The 16,149-nt window shown below is 67.0% G+C and carries 17 protein-coding genes; 10 read left to right on the top strand and 7 right to left on the bottom strand.

Going from position 1 to position 16,149, the window contains the following annotated elements; translation table 11 throughout:
* Positions 1-7: 7 nt before the first annotated feature.
* From PD284_RS06695 to tsaD, 3 genes are read right to left on the bottom strand one after another with little or no spacing between them, the layout of a single operon-like run.
* Positions 8-304, bottom strand: a complete 297-nt coding sequence (locus tag PD284_RS06695; RefSeq protein WP_274627436.1) for a YciI-like protein — start codon at positions 302-304, stop codon at positions 8-10.
* A 45-nt stretch (positions 305-349) separates the two neighbouring features.
* Entirely contained in the window at positions 350-1,339 is a 990-nt protein-coding gene (locus tag PD284_RS06690) for an NAD(P)H-dependent glycerol-3-phosphate dehydrogenase (protein WP_274627435.1), read from the bottom strand.
* Complete coding sequence (gene tsaD, locus PD284_RS06685) at positions 1,336-2,430, bottom strand: tRNA (adenosine(37)-N6)-threonylcarbamoyltransferase complex transferase subunit TsaD (protein ID WP_274627434.1); 1,095 nt, start codon at positions 2,428-2,430, stop codon at positions 1,336-1,338. Before tsaD ends, PD284_RS06690 begins: the two co-directional genes overlap by 4 nt.
* 97 nt (positions 2,431-2,527) lie before the next feature.
* Here tsaD and hemC point away from each other — a divergent pair, with 97 nt between their 5' ends.
* The 7 genes from hemC to PD284_RS06650 all read left to right on the top strand — a co-directional run bounded on the left by hemC (position 2,528) and on the right by PD284_RS06650 (position 9,813).
* Positions 2,528-3,469, top strand: a complete 942-nt coding sequence (gene hemC / locus PD284_RS06680) for a hydroxymethylbilane synthase (protein ID WP_274627433.1) — start codon at positions 2,528-2,530, stop codon at positions 3,467-3,469.
* On the top strand, positions 3,469-4,197 hold the full coding sequence (locus PD284_RS06675) for a uroporphyrinogen-III synthase (protein WP_274627432.1): 729 nt from the start codon (positions 3,469-3,471) through the stop codon (positions 4,195-4,197). Before hemC ends, PD284_RS06675 begins: the two co-directional genes overlap by 1 nt.
* An 85-nt stretch (positions 4,198-4,282) precedes the next feature.
* Positions 4,283-5,809, top strand: a complete 1,527-nt coding sequence (locus PD284_RS06670; RefSeq protein WP_274627431.1) for a COG4223 family protein — start codon at positions 4,283-4,285, stop codon at positions 5,807-5,809.
* A 10-nt stretch (positions 5,810-5,819) separates the two neighbouring features.
* Positions 5,820-7,481 (top strand): heme biosynthesis protein HemY, encoded by a 1,662-nt coding sequence (locus PD284_RS06665; protein ID WP_274627430.1) that lies wholly within the window; start codon positions 5,820-5,822, stop codon positions 7,479-7,481.
* A gap of 99 nt (positions 7,482-7,580) precedes the next feature.
* Positions 7,581-8,045, top strand: coding sequence for a tellurite resistance TerB family protein (locus PD284_RS06660; RefSeq protein ID WP_274627429.1), 465 nt, complete (start codon positions 7,581-7,583; stop codon positions 8,043-8,045).
* Between the two features lie 10 nt (positions 8,046-8,055).
* Positions 8,056-8,763 carry a glutamine amidotransferase gene (locus tag PD284_RS06655; protein ID WP_274627428.1) on the top strand — a complete coding sequence of 236 codons (708 nt, stop codon included), beginning with the start codon at positions 8,056-8,058 and terminating at the stop codon, positions 8,761-8,763.
* A 129-nt stretch (positions 8,764-8,892) separates the two neighbouring features.
* On the top strand, positions 8,893-9,813 hold the full coding sequence (locus PD284_RS06650) for an adenylate/guanylate cyclase domain-containing protein (protein ID WP_274627427.1): 921 nt from the start codon (positions 8,893-8,895) through the stop codon (positions 9,811-9,813).
* Between the two features lie 22 nt (positions 9,814-9,835).
* On the opposite strand, the gene PD284_RS06645 is transcribed toward PD284_RS06650, so the two are convergent.
* The 3 genes from PD284_RS06645 to ku form a co-directional block, all read right to left on the bottom strand.
* Positions 9,836-11,077 (bottom strand): MFS transporter, encoded by a 1,242-nt coding sequence (locus tag PD284_RS06645; RefSeq protein ID WP_274630559.1) that lies wholly within the window; start codon positions 11,075-11,077, stop codon positions 9,836-9,838.
* 131 nt (positions 11,078-11,208) lie between these two features.
* A complete protein-coding gene (locus PD284_RS06640) occupies positions 11,209-11,550 on the bottom strand; it encodes a winged helix-turn-helix domain-containing protein (RefSeq protein ID WP_274627426.1) in 342 nt (113 codons plus the stop codon).
* 117 nt (positions 11,551-11,667) lie between these two features.
* Positions 11,668-12,489: a non-homologous end joining protein Ku gene (gene ku / locus PD284_RS06635; protein WP_274627425.1), complete on the bottom strand. Its 822-nt coding sequence runs from the start codon at positions 12,487-12,489 to the stop codon at positions 11,668-11,670.
* A 131-nt stretch (positions 12,490-12,620) separates the two neighbouring features.
* Here ku and PD284_RS06630 point away from each other — a divergent pair, with 131 nt between their 5' ends.
* Positions 12,621-12,893, top strand: coding sequence for a DUF982 domain-containing protein (locus PD284_RS06630; RefSeq protein ID WP_274627424.1), 273 nt, complete (start codon positions 12,621-12,623; stop codon positions 12,891-12,893).
* Between the two features lie 77 nt (positions 12,894-12,970).
* Entirely contained in the window at positions 12,971-13,240 is a 270-nt protein-coding gene (locus PD284_RS06625) for a DUF2934 domain-containing protein (RefSeq protein WP_274627423.1), read from the top strand.
* Between the two features lie 180 nt (positions 13,241-13,420).
* Here the strand turns inward: PD284_RS06625 and pdxR are convergent, their stop codons facing one another.
* On the bottom strand, positions 13,421-14,923 hold the full coding sequence (gene pdxR / locus PD284_RS06620) for a MocR-like pyridoxine biosynthesis transcription factor PdxR (RefSeq protein ID WP_274630558.1): 1,503 nt from the start codon (positions 14,921-14,923) through the stop codon (positions 13,421-13,423).
* Positions 14,924-15,078: 155 nt separating this feature from the next.
* Between pdxR and tauA the strand changes: the two genes are divergently transcribed.
* Positions 15,079-16,098, top strand: a complete 1,020-nt coding sequence (gene tauA / locus PD284_RS06615) for a taurine ABC transporter substrate-binding protein (RefSeq protein ID WP_274627422.1) — start codon at positions 15,079-15,081, stop codon at positions 16,096-16,098.
* The last annotated feature ends 51 nt before the right edge of the window (positions 16,099-16,149 follow it).

The raw sequence follows: 16,149 nt of genomic DNA, 5'->3' as shown, positions 1-16,149 counted from the left end.
CCTCCGGTCAGGCGCTTGCCGGATTGTTGAACACCCAGTTCCACGCCACGACCTCGGTCGAGGCGAAAAGTCCGGCCTTGGCGTAAGGGTCGCCGTCAAGGATCGTCCTGGCGGCTTCGGCGCTGTCGGCCTCGATCACCACGAGGCTTCCGCAAGGGCTGCCCTTGTCGTCGAGGAACGGGCCGGCGAACTTGAGCGTGCCCGCCGCATTGAGCTCGTTGAGGAATTTCACATGATCGGGACGCGTGTCCATGCGCGTCTGCAGGTGTCCCGGCTTGTCCTTGGCCATGAATGCGAAAAGCATGTCCCAGTGCTCCATTTGAAGGCGGCCCCAGCGCCGCCGTTCTGTCTATTCGTCTTCGCTGCGCAACGGCCGCGTCATCAGCGCCGACACGGCCTCCCCGACGGTGATCGCACCGTCGAGAAGCTGGTCGACTGCCGCGATGATCGGGGCGTCAACGCCGCGTTCCCTGGCGACCCTCGCCGCGATCCCCGCTGTCGCGACGCCCTCGGCCAGCGGCAGCCCTGACCGCGTCTCGCCGCGGCCGATTGCGACACCGTAGGCGAAGTTGCGCGATTGGGACGAGGCGCAGGTCAGCATCAGGTCGCCCAGGCCCGAAAGGCCCATCAGCGTCTCAGGCCGCGCGCCGTAGGATTTCGCGATGCGCCGCAGTTCCACGAAGCCGCGCGTCACCATCGCCGCCTGCGCGCTTGCGCCGAGGCCCGCCCCCATGACCGCGCCCGCCGCGATGGCGAACACGTTCTTCAGCGCCCCCCCAACCTCCACGCCGGTCAGGTCGTCAGTCGAATAGCAGCGGAAGCTCGGCGTCGACAAAAGCTGCGCCAGCCGGGCCGCAAGCACCTCGTCCTCGGCGGCCACGACGACGGCGGTCGGCAGCCCGCGCGCGACGTCCGTCGCAAAACTCGGCCCCGAGAGGGCTGCGACCGGATTGGACGGCATCAATTCGCGCGCAATTCCGGAAAGCAGGGCTCCCGTGTCTCGCTCGATGCCCTTCGCGCAGAGCACCAGCGGAACGCCCGGCGCGATCGAGCCACCTGCCTGTTCTAGAACGACCCGGAGCGTCTGGGCCGGCGTCACCATCAGCACGCAGATCGCGCCTTCGGTCGCCTCGGCGAGGTCTGAGGTGGCTTCCGGAGCCGGATCGAGGGCGATGCCAGGAAGGTAGCGGGCGTTGCCGCCGCCGGAACGCAGCCCCTCCACCGTCGCCTCGTCGCGCGCCCAGAGCGTCGTGGGATGGCCCGCACGGCGCGCGGTAAGGGCGAGCGCCGTCCCCCATGCGCCGCCGCCAAGCACGGCGATCTTGCCCGGGGCACTCATGCCTTGGCACCCCGGCGTCCGGAGCCGACGACCGGCGCGGAGGCGGTGTCCAGCGGCCAGCGCGAGCGTGGCGCAAAGCCCATCGCCCCTTCGTCGGAAAGGCCTGCCTGCAGCCGTTCGATGCCCGCCCAGGCGATCATGGCTGCATTGTCGGTGCACAGCGCCGGCGGCGGTGCGACCAGCCGAAACCCGTGCGCAGCGCAGAGTTTTTGCAGCGTTTCGCGGATCAGCGCATTGGAGGCGACCCCGCCCGCCACGACCAGCGCCGGGGCGGCGATATCCGGATAGGCCGCATGGAAACGGGTGAGGCTGCGCGACACGCGGTCGGCCAGCGCGTCGGCGACGGCGGCCTGGAAGGATGCCGAGATGTCGGCCACGTCCTGGTCGGACAGCGGCGCGATCGCGGTCGCTGCCTGCCGCACCGCGGTCTTCAGGCCGGAGAACGAAAAATCGGGCCGCTGTTCGCCCTTCATCGGCCGCGGGAAGGCGAAGCGGGACGCGTCGCCCCGCTTGGCGGCGGCCTCGACGCTCGGTCCGCCGGGATGCGGCAGGCCGATCAGCTTGGCAGTCTTGTCGAAGGCCTCGCCCAGCGCGTCGTCGATGGTGGTCGCCCAGCGCTCGTAGTCGCCGACGCCGCGCACCAGCACGATCTGCGTGTGACCGCCCGAGACGAGCAGCAGGAGATAGGGAAACTCGGCGCCTTCGGTCAGCCGCGCCGTCAGCGCATGGCCTTCGAGGTGGTTGACCGCGATCAGCGGCTTGCCGGCCGCAGCCGCGATCGCCTTGGCGGTCATCAACCCGACGATGAGGCCGCCGACCAGTCCCGGCCCGGCGGTCGCGGCCACCGCGTCGATGTTGGCCAGGTCGACATGCGCGTCGGCGAGCGCGGCCTCGACAATCCCGTCGAGCGCCTCGACATGGGCGCGCGCCGCGATCTCCGGCACGACGCCGCCAAATGCCGCATGCTCTTCGATCTGGCTCAGCACGACGTTCGACAGGATTTCAGGCCTGGCCCCGGCTTTCACGGCGACCACGCTTGCCGCAGTCTCGTCGCAGCTGGTCTCGATGCCAAGCACCTTGATCCCTGCCATCTTCCGTCCGATCATTGCCCGGCTGCTGTTTCGCCTATAGGGAGGACCGCGACAACGGCCCCGCTTTGGAGCCGGGGGTTAGCACGGACATGAGATTATGCAAACTGTCGCACCGAAGGACATGCTGAGGATCGGCACACGCGCCAGCGTCCTCGCGATGGCCCAGGCCCATGAGGCGCGCGCCCGCCTTATGGCCGCCCACGGCCTTCCCGAAGAGGCTTTCGTCATCGAGCCCATCACCACCACGGGCGACCGCATCCAGGACCGCCCGCTGTCCGAAGCCGGCGGCAAGGGCCTGTTCACGAAGGAACTCGAGGAAGCCCTGCTCGACGGCCGCATCGACATTGCGGTGCATTCCTCCAAGGACATGCCGACCATCCTGCCCGACGGGCTCGAGCTTTCCTCCTTCCTGCCCCGTGAGGACCCGCGCGACACCTTCATTGGCCGCGCCGCGCCCACCATCGAGGCGCTGCCCCACGGCGCCACCGTCGGTTCGTCGTCGCTCCGCCGCCAGGCCCTGATCCGCCGCATGCGGCCCGACCTCAAGGTGATCGTCTATCGCGGCAACGTGCAGACCAGGCTGCGCAAGCTCGACGAGGGCGTCGCCGCCGGCACCATCCTGGCGCTGGCCGGGCTGAAGCGCACCGGCCTGGAGCACATCGCAACCGACGTCATGCCGCTCGACAAATTCCCGCCGGCGCCCGGCCAGGGGGCCATCTGCATCGAATCGCGCAGCGACGATGCCGCCACGCGCGCCATGGTGGAGGCGATCAATCACCGGCCGACGGCAGTGGCGCTCGCCTGCGAGCGCGCCTTCCTCGCCGCGCTCGACGGCTCCTGCCGCATGCCGATTGCGGGCCACGCGGTCGTCGACGGCGACAGGCTCAGCTTCCACGGCATGATCCTCAGCGTAGACGGCCGCGAGGCGCACGAGATCGTTCGCGAGGGTGCGGCAAGCGACGCGGCACAAATCGGCCGCAACGCCGGCGACACGCTCCGCGCCAAAGTCGGGCCCGGCTTCTTCGACGGTTGGGGGTAATGGGCGTCCGGGTCCTCGTCACGCGTCCGGAACCGGGCGCTTCGCGCACGGCAGGAAATCTCGTTGCCGCCGGTTTCGAGCCCGTTCGCCTTCCCCTGACGCGCATCGAACCTCTCGAACAGGCCGACATCGGCGATCCGCGCGTCAGCGCCGTCGCCATCACCAGCGCCAATGCGGTGCGTCACGCTTCAAGCACGCTGCTGGCTTCCGTGAACCATCTGCCCTGTTTCGCAGTCGGAGAGGAAACCGGAGACGCCGCGCGGCGCAGCGGCTTCGCGGATGTCCGCGTTTCCGGCGGCAATGCCCCCGCGCTGGCCCGCATGATCGCGATGGATCGGGGGGCAGGCGCGAGGATCGCCTATCTCTGCGGTCGCCTCAGGCGGCCTACTTTCGAGACGTCGCTTGCAGTTGCGCGTATCCTCGTCACCTCGATCGAAACCTACGACACGCTGGCCATCGACTACACGCCCGACGAGTTTCACGCGCATGTCGGGTCGCAGCCGGTTCCCTTCGTGCTGCTCTATTCGGCGGAGGCCGCGATCGCCTTCATCCGCCTGATCAACTCGATTGCCGAACACCGGGCGCTCGCCCATGCGCGTCTCGTCTGCATCTCGCGGCGAGTCGGCGCAGTGTTTGCCGGCGAAGGCCATGAGATCGTGGTCGCGCCGGAACCTACCGAAGCCTCGATGCTTTCAACGTTGCGCGACATATCGTCGGCGGCTTCGTAGGTCGGCCTTTTTTGGGCCAAGCCTGGTGTGGTAGAGCAGGCTGGGGGTGGGGAAACTGCGCGACGAAGGTACGGCGGAGACGGACATGGTCAAAACTCCCAGCACGCGGCACTCCAAGGCGCGCAAGGATCCGGTGACGATCGATCTCGAGGCGACCCGGGTTCCCTCCGAATCGGCGGACACGGCTGCCGCCGACGCCGCGCAGGCGACGGCCGCCGCATCGGAACGGCCGAGCCAGGCAGACTTTGCGCCGGAAACGGCGGAGGCGGAGACGCCAGCGGCCGGCGCATCGGCAGGGAAATCCGCCTTTGCCACGTCGGCAGCGTTCGCCACCTCCCCAGGCAGCGGCGACGGCAAACCGACCGCCGACGCCAGCGCGGAAGCCGCGAAGTCGCGCGAGCCGGAAAAAAAGCCCGCGGCAAGCTCGAAACCAGACGAACCGACCACGAGCGGGAAGACGAGCGCGGGGGCGCAATCCTCCACCAGTGCAGCGTCTGATTTCGGTCGCAACGCCTCGGCCGCCGCCTCAAGCAGGCCGGGCGGAACCGTGCCCCCGGCGGCGGAAGCGCCGCGGCGCAGCGCCTTCTCGACCATCGCCGCCGGCATCGTTGGCGGCGTCATCGCGCTGGGCGGAGCCGGCGTGCTTCAATACGGCGGGTTCCTGCCGTCACCGGGCAACAGAGCGGGAGATGCGGCGGCAGTGGACGGCCTGCGCGCCGAGTTGACCGCGCTCCGTTCGGAGATGGCGTCCCAGCAGCCCGGCCCGGACGCCTCGGGCGTCCAGCAGGCCATTGCCGACCTGCAGGGAAAGGTCGACGCGCTTGCCGGAGACCTTGGCGCATTGCGAAATGCAGGCGATGCCGGTGAAAATCCCGCGCTTGCGGCACTCGACGGCAAGGTTGCCGAACTGCAGGCGCAGATTTCCCAACTCGCTCAGGGCGGCGCAGGCGCTCCCGTCGATCTCGGTCCGATCGACCAGAAGATCGCTGAGCTTCAGGCCGGTGCCAAGGCCGTGACGGATGCCGTGCGCGCAGGCGACGCCAAGCTTACGCAGATCGAGCAGACGCTGGCAGCCCTAACGGGCAAGGTGGAGGCGCAGGCCGACCAGCCCCGGATCGCTCTCTCGATTGCCACGTCCTCGCTGAAGAGTGCGGTCGACAGAGGCCAGCCTTTCGCCGCCGAGCTCGAAACGCTGGCGGCGATCAGCCCGAACCTGCCCCAGCTGACGGCGCTGCGCGCCCATGCCGAGAAAGGCGTCGCCAGCCGCGAAGCCCTGGCCTCCGAGCTGGATGCAGCGGCAGGCGCCATGATCGCCGCCGGCAAGCCGGTGGATCCGAACGCCGGCGTCCTTGACCGTTTGTGGGAAAGCGCATCGTCCCTGGTCACCGTGCGCCCCATAGGCGCGGTCGCGGGCGAAGGCGTGCCCGAGACGGTCGCCCGCATGGAGGCTGACGTGAAGGCGGGCGACCTTGCCAAGGCGCTGGCCGAGTACGATACGCTACCCGATGCGGCCAAGACGGCCGGAAGCGAGTTCGCCGCCCGGACAAAAGCCCGCCTCGATGTCGAAACGCTGGTCGATCAGGCCATCGCCGACGCAATGAAGACCGTGTGAGGGGAGAAGAATGATCCGTATTCTCTTCTTTCTCCTCGTCGTCTTCGGGCTCGGCCTCGGCTTCGCCTGGCTCGCCGATCGCCCGGGCGACATGGTCATCTCCTTCGATGGCTACCAGTACCAGGTGAGCCTGATGGTGGCGGCCGTCGCCATCGCCGCGGTCGTCGCAACCGTCATGATCGTCTGGTGGCTGACGAAGATCGTCTGGAACAGCCCGTATCTGGTCGCCCGCTACTTCCGGGTGCGCCGCCGCGACCGCGGCTACCAGGCGCTTTCCACCGGGATGATCGCCGCCGGAGCCGGCGACGCGGTGCTCGCCCGCAACATGAACAAGCAGGCGGCGAAGCTGATCAATTCGGACCAGGAACCGCTCATCCATCTCCTCGAGGCGCAGGCCTCGATCCTTGAAGGCGACCACGAGGCTGCCCGCAAGAAGTTCGAGGCTATGCTCGACGACCCGGAGATGCGGCTGCTCGGCCTGCGCGGTCTCTACCTCGAAGCCGAACGGCTCGGCGAACGCGACGTGTCGCGGCACTACGCGGCGCGGGCCGCCGAACTGGCGCCGCAGCTGGGCTGGGCGGCAGAGGCGACGCTCGACGACAAGGCCGAGCGCGGCGACTGGGATGGCGCTCTGCGCCTGGTCGACGCGCAGCGGTCGTCCAAGCAGGTGGACAAGGACGCGGCCGCCCGCCGCCGCGCCGTGCTGCTGACCGCCAAGGCCATGGCGCTCGCCGAGACAGACCGCAACGCGGCGCGGGCCGCTGCCATCGAGGCGAACCGGCTGCAGCCCTACTTTGCGCCTGCCGCAATCGCCGCGGCCAAGGCGTATTTCGCCCAGAACGACGTCCGCAAGGGCGCCAGGATCCTTGAGGCGGCGTGGAAGGCCGAGCCGCATCCCGAGATCGCCGACCTCTACATCCACGCGCGTCCGGGCGATGCGGTCGGCGACCGGCTGCAGCGCGCGAAGAAGCTGCAGTCCCTGCGCCAGAACAACGCGGAATCAGCGCTGGCCGTCGCTCGTGCGGCGCTCGATGCGGGTGATTTCAAGCTGGCGCGCGCCGAGGCCGCTTCGGCCGTCAGGCTTCACCCGCAGGAGCGGGCATACCTTCTGCTGGCGGACATCGAGGAAGCGGAAAGCGGCGACCAGGGCCGCATCCGGCAATGGCTGGCAAAGGCGGTGCGCGCGCCGCGCGATCCCGCCTGGGTGGCCGACGGTTATGTTTCCGACCGCTGGGCGGCGACCTCGCCGGTCACCGGCCGTCTCGACGCCTTCGAGTGGAAGGTTCCAGTTGAAAGGCTCGGCCAGCTCATCGAACAGGACGATGAACGGGCCCGTACTCCGGCCCTGCCCGTCCAGGCGCTCGAGCCGGTCGAGCCAGTTTCCCCAGTACCGACTCCGGCCACTGCCGGCGCAACGCCAACTGCCGGCCCACGGGAAGCCCCGGACACGCTTGACGAGACCGGCCGGTTGGGACCCGTGCAGCCCTCGCAGACGCCGGCTGCGCCGGCAATGCAGGCCGCCGCCGACACCACCGCGATGCCGGTGCCGCCAGACGCCGCCGACAACTTGCCCCGGGCAGTGGGGTTTGAGCCCGCGCGCCCTCCCGACGATCCGGGTGTCGATTCGGCCGAGGCGAACGACAACACGCCGCGGAAGTTCAGGCTCTTTTGAACGCGTCGCCGACGAAAAATTCGCATTTCGCCGGCGTTCCTCCTAAGTGTAGGCAAATTGGGCATCGGCCGCCGGACACGCCGGCGCAAGGGCAATCGCATGTTGGAACGACTACTCACCTTTCTGAGGGACCTTCCCCATTCGGCCGGCAAGGATCCGGGTGACGATTGCCGAATTGCCGCCGCAGCGTTGCTGTTCCACGTCATGGACGCCGACGGTGTCCGCCAGGATGTCGAGCGCGAGCGGATCAAGACGCTGCTGGCCGACGCCTACGGGCTCGACGGCCCGGCGCTGGAGCGTCTGCTGTTGGCCGGCGAGAAGGCGGACAACGAGGCCATCGATTTTTATGCCTTCACCAGCGTCCTCAAGCGCCACCTCGACGAGGAGGAGCGGGTGGATTTCATCCGCCTGATGTGGGAAGTCTGCTACGCGGACGGCGAACTCCACGAGCTTGAGGACAACACGCTGTGGCGTGTTGCCGAACTGATTGGTGTCGGCGGCCGCGACCGCATCGCAGCGCGCCAATCGGCGCAGCGGCGAACGGGATCGAACTCCGTCAACTGACCACAGACGCATGCCGCGAGCCGAACGACCAAGGATCCTGACCATTCTACATCAGGAGACCTCGTCCCCGGGACGGGTCGGCCATCTGCTCGTCGAGAGCGGCTTCGATCTCGACATACGCCGCCCGCCACTGGGTGATCCGCTGCCGGAGACGCTCGAGCATCACGCGGGCGCAGTCGTGTTCGGCGGTCCCATGAGCGCCAACGATCCCGACGATTTCGTCAAGCGCGAGACCGAATGGCTGGCGGTCCCGCTCAAGGAGAACCGCCCCTTCCTCGGCATCTGCCTGGGCGCGCAGATGCTGGTCAATCATCTGGGCGGCAAGGTCGAGGGGCATCACCAGGGCCTCGTCGAGATCGGCTGGTACGGACTTCAGGCCACCGATGAGGGCAAGGCGCTGATGCACTGGCCCGAGATGGTCTATCAGTTCCATCGCGAGGGCTTCTCCCTGCCCAGGGACGCGACGCTGCTCGCCACGGCCGACGCCTACCCCAACCAGGCCTTTCGCTACGGCGACAATGCGTGGGGCATCCAGTTCCACGCCGAACTGACGCGCGTGATGATGCAGCGCTGGGTGGTGCGCGGGGCCCAACGTTTCGAGCTGCCGGGCGCGCAACCCGGCCGCGACCACCTCGGCGGCCGCCTCGTGTGGGACATGCACCTGAAGCGCTGGCTGGTCGAATTTCTCGAAGTCATCTTCGGCCGCCCGCAGCGGTAGACCGCCCGCGGACGGACCCTCGCCCCACAAAGCGCTGGACCGTGCACCGGCTTGCGGTGCATGATGCGCGCCGCAGACCACATGTGACGACAGCTTTGCAGCGCTACGCCTGACAATAGGGGCAGCCGCATGTCAGCCCTTCTGCGGGAAGTCATCACAGGCAACACATTCGAGCTGGCGGACTTCACCCTCATCGGGCGCAGCGAGGGCGTGACCATTCGCCTGTCCGATGCGGGCGTCTCGCGCCAGCACGCCACCATACGCAAGGACGGCGCGCACTACTGGCTCATCGACCTCGGCAGTGCGAACGGCAGCTACGTCAACGAGGTCGCCCTCACCTCCGCCCGCGTGCTGGCCGACGGAGACCGCATTCGCCTGGCCGACTGCGTGCTGATCTTCACCTCCGGGATCGGGGCCACGCGGACGACGGGGCCGGCAAGCCCGAACACGACCATGTCGCAGCTTCTCCACGCTCCGGTCGCCACGCAAGCGATGACCATGTTCGTCGCCGATCTCAAGGGCTTCACCCAGATCAGCGCCCTGCTGAGCGCCGAGCAGGTCGCCGACCTGCTGCGCGAGTGGTATGCCGATTGCCGCGCGGTGCTGCGCGAGTTCGGGGCCTCGATCGACAAGTTCATCGGCGATTGCGTCTTCGCCTACTGGCACGGCACCGAACCCGCCATCCGCCTCAAGGCCCTTCACGCCGCCGAGGCCCTGCGGGCGGTCGAGATCTGGGCCTGCTCGCCGACCCGCCAACTGCTGCGCGACGAATACGGCATCACGCTCGACTGCCGCATCGGCCTGCATGTCGGCGAAGCGGCCATCGGCTCGATGGGCAAGGAGACCAACACCGCGCTCGGCGATGCCGTGAACGTGGCATTCAGCGTCGAGGCGCTGACCCGCGTCGTGGACCGTCCTGCGCTGGCCAGTGCTGCGTTCATCGAGGACTGGGCCGAGGGGCACGACCTTTTCGAGCGCTGCGGCAGCCATCCTATCAAGGGGCACGCCGAGGCGGTGGAGGTCTTTGCGCCAAAGCGGCTCAGGGTTTAGCCCGGATCGCCTCGGCTCCGCCTCACACCCTGCCGTCGAGATGCCTGACCTTGCGCAGTGCCGGGAACATCGTCGCCCACAGACCGGCGACCGCAACGGCTCCGATGCCGCCGATCACCACCGCCGGCACGGTGCCGATCAGGGCCGCCATCGTGCCGGCGCGAAACTCCCCGAGTTCGTTCGACGCGCCGACGAAAACCATGTTCACCGCATTGACCCGGCCCCTCACCCGGTCCGGCGTCCACAGCTGGATCAGCGTCTGGCGGATATAGACGCTCACCATGTCGGTGGCTCCGAGCAGCGCTAGGGCCACAATCGACAGCCACGGCACGGTGGACAGGCCGAACACCACGGTCACCGCGCCGAAGAGCCCGACGAAGAACAGCATGACGACCCCGGCGTGGTCACGGATCGGATGGCCTGTGAGCCAGATGGCGACGGTGATCGCGCCGATGCCGGGCGCGGCGCGCAACAGGCCGAGCCCCCACGGCCCAAGTTCGAGTATGTCGCGGGCATAGACAGGCATCAGCGCAATCGCACCGGAGAGCAGCACCGCGAAAAGGTCGAGCGAGATCGCGCCGAGCACGACCTTTTCGCCCCAGATGTAGCGGAAGCCGGCGAACATGGTCGACAGCGAGGGTTTTTCGGCCTCGCTGCGCTGTCTCGGCTTCGGGATGGAGAAGATGAGGATCGAGGCCACGGACAGCATCACGACCGCGGTTGCATAGGCTGCTTCCGGCGCGACGCCGTAGAGCAGGCCGCCGGCAACGGGACCCACGATGGTCGCCGTCTGCCATGCTGTCGAGTTCCAGGCCACTGCGTTGGCGAAGGTTTCCGGTGGAACGAGATTTGCCACCAGCGAGGCGGAGGCCGGGCCGAAGAAGGCGCGCGCCACGCCGAACACGGCAAGCACGGCAAAGATTGGCAGCGGCGCAGTCAATCCGTGCAGGGTGAGCAGGAAGAGAGCAAGGGCGCAGCACGTCTCCAGCAGCCCTGCGAGCCCCATGATCAGCCGGCGGCCGAACCGGTCGGCAACGGCGCCGGTGACGAGGACGAGCAACAGCGCCGGCGCGAACTGGATGACGCCGACCAGTCCGAGATCGAAGGGATCGCGCGTCAGATCGTAGATCTGCCAGCCAACCGCCACCGACATCACCTGCGTCGCGAAGGTGGTGAAGAAGCGGGCGATCCAGAAGCGCAGGAACGCGCTGTGGCGGAACGCGGCGTAGCGTTGATCTGGAGAGATTTTCCTGGAGTTCGGCATCGGCGCGAGAGAGGGCTGGAGAGGCTGCGGCGGGGAAGTCCTGTCCGCCATTAGCCGACTTCTGTGCAATCTGCGCCGGAATTTGACCGTGGACCAACGTTTGGGTCGTCCGGGCTATCCGCGGCCGGGGGTCAGTCCTGGGCGATCTCCTGCTGCAGGGCGCGCAGGTGCGGTTCGGCGACCGCCGATGCGGCTCGTTCGATCGCCCTGAAACGCGCCACGACCGCCAGTCCGGCCGGCGTGAGTTCGGCCCCTCCCCCTCGCCTGCCACCCGTCTTGGCGGAGACGAGCGGCTTCGGGAACAGCCTGTTCATCTCCTCGACGAGGTCCCACGCGCGCTTGTACGACATCTCCATGCCGCGCGCCGCCGCCGAGATGGACCCGAAGGCGGCGATCTGCTCCAGTAGATCGATCTTGCCGGGACCCAGACGCCCTTCCGGGTCGAGGTTGATCCTGAGACTGAGAGAGGGCATCTGGCGATCCTGCGTATGAGGGCGCGAGGATGGTCACAGATCGCCCGCGAAGCAAGCGCGAATCCCGTTTGCAGCCTCCCCGCGCTAACGCCCGGGCCGCTGGACAAGCGCATGGTCCTATGCCCGCTTCCGCTCTTTCTGCCGGGCCGGAGCCTTCACGCCCTCCTTCTCAAGGCTCTTTCGCAGCACGTCGGCGAGATTGACCACGTTTTCCTTCGGCTTCGGCGCCGGCTTGGGCGGGGCCTTGCCCTGTTGCTTGGCCCGGATCATCTCGATCAGGGCGTTCTCGTAGGTATCCTCGAACTTCGAGGGATCGAACTTGCCCTGCTTCTTCTCGATGATCAGGCCGGCGATCTCCGCCATTTCCGGGTCGACCTTCGTCTCTTTCAGCCCGTCGAACGCAGACTTCTCCGAGACGACCTCGTTGTTGTTGCGAAGCGTCGTTAGGACCAGCCCCTTGCCGCTCGGCCCGATGACAACCTCGCGCCCACGCTGGTAGAGGACCACGCTGGAGCGCGCTGCGGCGCCCTTCTTCTTCAGCGCATCGCGGAAGAGCGCATAACTCTCCGACGACGCACGATCCGCCGGGATCAGGTAATAGGGTTTCTCCAGGTAGCGCTGGTCGATCTCGTCCTGATCGACGAACTCACTGATTGCGAGCGTGTGCTCCGACACCGGCTTGAGCGCCTTGATGTCGTCGGGCTCGATCTCGAGCATGTCGCCATTGCTGAGTTCGTAGCCTTTCACCTGATCCTCTGCGCTGACGATCTTGCCGGTCTTCTCGTCGACATAGGCCGACTTCACCGGCTCCCGCGTCTTGCGGTTCAGGATGCGGAAATGGATCTTGTCGGCCTCGGATATGGCGCCGATCAGCTTAACGCCGAATGCCACCGAGCCGAATTTGACGTAGCCCTTCCAGGCCGCGCGGGGTGCTGCCATCTCATCCTCCAGGGACAGCCCGGACAACGGGCTAGGAGCTTAACCGTTCCAGGAAGCGGAACCAGAGCGCCCACGACAGCATTGTTCGCGGGCGATACCGACGGGATCGCGGAAGCTTTGGTTTGAGGCGCATGACAAAACATATGTTCGAAAGGCCTGTCCGCGTGCAGGCGGGCGACAGCAACACGCTTCGCGACGTCCGCTCCGTCGAGGGCGCGTGCGAGGTCCTGATCGACTGGCCGCACGCCCGACGGGGGCCATTCTATCAGTCTGCACTGGAGGTTGTGAATGCCGCCCTCGAAGGCAAGGCCAGCGTCGAGGAGGCGCGGGCGGCTTTTGCCGATCTGTGCGCCCATGCGGGCGCGCTTGTCGGGGAGAGCGGCGACCCGGACCCGGGCTCTTGAGCGAAAACCCGATTGGGTGGAAAGTGTCGGACGTCGATCCCGCTGATGAACTGCGCCCCGGCGCTCAAGGAGGATAGATGCCCGACAAGGAAAAGAGGATTCGCGCGCGCGCCTACGAGCTTTGGGAGCGCGAAGGCCGCTCGCACGGCAGCCACGAGCGCCATTGGTCGGAAGCGACGCGACAGGTGGAGGTAGAAATGGCCGCCGAGGGTCGCCAGCCCGGTGAGCAGGCGCCACCCGACCCGCCCGCCGTGAAGAGATCGCGCGCGCCCAGGATGGCAGCAGCCTCCAAGGCGTCGGCGGCCGCTCCGGCGAAGGCAAAACGCACCGCAAAGCCCAAAGTCTGACGCGGTCGCGTTTCGGTAGCCTTATATCCTGCCGCGTCGAAGAAGCTGCCGCGGCGCCTCGAGTTCTTTGAACGCCATCTCGATGGGCGCCGCGTTGGCGAACCATTGCGGTCCTGCGCTCGCACCGTGACATCGACGTCCGTCGGGGCAAATGAGGTCCATTGGAAATTCGGCTGCCATTCATCGTCCCTGACTGTCCGGCCCTTCCGTCATCAGATGCCTGATGCGTGCCGCCGTTCGCACGACTCCCTCATCGATATTGCCGCGCGGGATCGACGAATAGCCCATTCGGAAGAAGCGGCACGGACCATCGTCGTCGGGGAAGAATGGCGAGCCGGATTCGATCAGCACGCCGTCCTGCCTGAGTTCGGCCATCAACAGGTCCGCGTCGAGCCCCTTCGGCCCCTCGATCCAGAAGGACGTGCCGCCGAAGGCCGACGATCCCGCGATGGTGAAGCCCTCGCGCTTCAGCGCCCCGGCCATGACGATGTGGCGCTTGTGGTACTCGCCGCGCATGCGATGCAGCACCGCGTCATGGTGGCCGAGCGCCAGGAAATAGGCGGCCGTGCGCTGCAGGTGGCCGGGCGGATGGCGCAACATCAGGGCGCGTAAGGCACGCGCCTCGCGGATGACAGGCGCGGGAGCCACGAGGTAGCCGAGCCTCAGTCCGGGGAAGAGCGACTTGGAGAAACTGCCGATATAGAAAACCCGGCCGCTGCGATCGAACGCCTTCAGTGCCGGAGACGGCGGCGCGAGGAAGCTCATCTCGAACTCATAGTCGTCCTCGATGATGATGAAGTCCTTCTCGGCGGCGGCCTCCAGCAACCGCATCCGGCGCTCGATCGGCATGGTTGCTCCTGTCGGGGAGTGATGGCTGGGCGTGACGAAAACCGCGTCGACCTGTGCAGGGATGGCTTCTGGCGGCAGGCCCTCCTTGTCGACGTCGATCGCGGTCACCCGCGCCCCGCTCAGCATCAGCGAGGCGCTCATATCGGGATGACAAGGATTCTCGCAGACAGCATGCGCACCCTGGCGCAGCAACAGCTGGGTCACGATCCAAAGCGCGTTCTGGGCGCCGACCGTGACCAGGATCTCGTCGTGACTTGCCCTGATGCCGCGGCTCGGCAGGGTGCGTGAGGAGATGTAGTCGACCAGTCGCACGTCATCCGCGGCAGCGAAGTCGCCGGCCATCAGCTCGAAATCCTCGCGCGCGAGCGCACGCCGGGCGCAGTCGCGCCACGCCGTGAGATCGAACAGCGAGGTGTCCATCTGGCCATAGAGGAACGGATAGGGATAGCGCCGCCAGTCCAGCGGCTTGCGCATCGGCTTGGCGACAATGAAGTTCGACCGCAGCTTGGCCGACCAGTCGACGACGTCGCCTGACGCCTGCGGCGCCTCGGCCGGCAGCAGCCCGGTCGGCGGATTGTCGGAAATGCGGTAGGCGCTACGGCTCGCCGCCTCGACATAGCCCTGCGACGCCAGCTCCTGGTAGGCGAGCGTCACCGTGATCCGCGAGATGTTGAGATAGGCGGCGAGCTTGCGCGTCGAAGGCAGTTGCGCACCCGGCTGGATGCGGCCAGCGAGGACCGCAGAAACCACAGTCTCTCGGATCTGCGCCTGCAAACCGACCCGGCTGGAGCGGTCGAGGAAGAACACTGTCTCTGAAACCGTCGGGTGCGCCATGACCGCCTGTCGTCGAACTGGAGTCATTCAACTTCCAATCTGGATATAAGGCAATCGGGGGCTCTCCTCTAACCCTATGAGCCAGAACCAAGACCGACGCCAAAGTCGGCAAGTTCCCGGACTAACCGGAAGCTACCAAAACAAAGAGGGTAACCATGATTGAATTCAAGCATTTCAAGAACTTGGCCGGCGCGGTATCGTTAACGGCAGGTATATTCGCAGCCGGCTTCGCCTATGCCGAGACGACCGTTGTCGTCGGCTACCAGCAGATCGTCGGACCGTTCGTCACGGCCATCGCCGACGGTCGTTTCGATGCAGCCGCGAAGGAGGCCGGCTACACCATCGACTGGCGCCAGTTCAGCTCGGGCGGCGACATCTCGACCGCTCTCGCCTCCGGCAACGTGCCGATCGGTGTGATCGGCTCGACCGGCACCACCGCCGCGGCCACCCGCGGCGTCGACCTCGAACTGTTCTGGATCCTCGACAACATCGGCAAGTCGGAAGCGCTCGCCGTGCGCAACGGCTCGGGCATCGAGAAGCCGGAGGACCTGAAGGGCAAGAATGTCGGCGTCCCCTTCGTCTCGACCTCGCACTTCCACCTCCTGGTCGGTCTCGAGCAGGTGTGGAAGGTCGATCCGCGTGAGGTCAACATCCTCAACATGAAGCCGCCGCAGATCCTTGCCGCATGGCAACGCGGCGACATCGACGCGGCCTATGTCTGGCCGCCGGCGCTGACCGAACTGCTCAAGGACGGCAAGACCATCGCCGATTCCGAGTCCATCGGCGCGGCCTCCGTGCCGACCTTCGACGGTATCGTCGCCGACAAGAAATGGGCCGCCGACAATCAGAAGTTCATGACCGCCTTCACCAAGGTGTTGGCAGAATCCTACGCCGACTACAACAAGAACAAGGCAAGCTGGACGGCGGACTCCCCGCAAGTGCAGGGCATCGTCAAGTTGATCGGCGGCGATGGCGCCGGCGCTGTCGAGGCTTTGAACCTTCTGTCGTTCCCCAATGCGGACGAGCAGGCGTCCGAGACCTGGCTAGGTGGCGGCGCCATCAAGGCGTTGAACGAAAGCGCCAAGTTCCTCGTCGCGCAGAAGCAGATCGATAAGGCGCTCGACGACTACGCGCCTTTCGTCAACAGTAGCTATGCCAAGGAGGCGTCGAAGTAATCCAGGCGCGCCGCCGGCCGGTGCGCGTGCCGGCGGCTGCCTCTCTTCCCA

The sequence above is a fragment of the Mesorhizobium shangrilense genome, assembly GCF_028826155.1.
Classification (GTDB): Bacteria; Pseudomonadota; Alphaproteobacteria; order Rhizobiales; family Rhizobiaceae; genus Arvimicrobium; species Arvimicrobium flavum.
The sequence above is the reverse complement of the archived record's forward strand: the minus strand, read 5'-3'. Positions and strand labels throughout refer to the sequence as shown.

Coding starts and splice junctions, on each gene's coding strand:
- PD284_RS06695 (WP_274627436.1), bottom strand. CDS start 304: ATGCTTTTCGCATTCATGGCCAAGGACAAGCCGGGACACCTGCAGACG.
- PD284_RS06690 (WP_274627435.1), bottom strand. CDS start 1,339: ATGAGTGCCCCGGGCAAGATCGCCGTGCTTGGCGGCGGCGCATGGGGG.
- tsaD (WP_274627434.1), bottom strand. CDS start 2,430: ATGGCAGGGATCAAGGTGCTTGGCATCGAGACCAGCTGCGACGAGACT.
- hemC (WP_274627433.1), top strand. CDS start 2,528: ATGCAAACTGTCGCACCGAAGGACATGCTGAGGATCGGCACACGCGCC.
- PD284_RS06675 (WP_274627432.1), top strand. CDS start 3,469: ATGGGCGTCCGGGTCCTCGTCACGCGTCCGGAACCGGGCGCTTCGCGC.
- PD284_RS06670 (WP_274627431.1), top strand. CDS start 4,283: ATGGTCAAAACTCCCAGCACGCGGCACTCCAAGGCGCGCAAGGATCCG.
- PD284_RS06665 (WP_274627430.1), top strand. CDS start 5,820: ATGATCCGTATTCTCTTCTTTCTCCTCGTCGTCTTCGGGCTCGGCCTC.
- PD284_RS06660 (WP_274627429.1), top strand. CDS start 7,581: ATGTTGGAACGACTACTCACCTTTCTGAGGGACCTTCCCCATTCGGCC.
- PD284_RS06655 (WP_274627428.1), top strand. CDS start 8,056: ATGCCGCGAGCCGAACGACCAAGGATCCTGACCATTCTACATCAGGAG.
- PD284_RS06650 (WP_274627427.1), top strand. CDS start 8,893: ATGTCAGCCCTTCTGCGGGAAGTCATCACAGGCAACACATTCGAGCTG.
- PD284_RS06645 (WP_274630559.1), bottom strand. CDS start 11,077: ATGCCGAACTCCAGGAAAATCTCTCCAGATCAACGCTACGCCGCGTTC.
- PD284_RS06640 (WP_274627426.1), bottom strand. CDS start 11,550: ATGCCCTCTCTCAGTCTCAGGATCAACCTCGACCCGGAAGGGCGTCTG.
- ku (WP_274627425.1), bottom strand. CDS start 12,489: ATGGCAGCACCCCGCGCGGCCTGGAAGGGCTACGTCAAATTCGGCTCG.
- PD284_RS06630 (WP_274627424.1), top strand. CDS start 12,621: ATGACAAAACATATGTTCGAAAGGCCTGTCCGCGTGCAGGCGGGCGAC.
- PD284_RS06625 (WP_274627423.1), top strand. CDS start 12,971: ATGCCCGACAAGGAAAAGAGGATTCGCGCGCGCGCCTACGAGCTTTGG.
- pdxR (WP_274630558.1), bottom strand. CDS start 14,923: ATGGCGCACCCGACGGTTTCAGAGACAGTGTTCTTCCTCGACCGCTCC.
- tauA (WP_274627422.1), top strand. CDS start 15,079: ATGATTGAATTCAAGCATTTCAAGAACTTGGCCGGCGCGGTATCGTTA.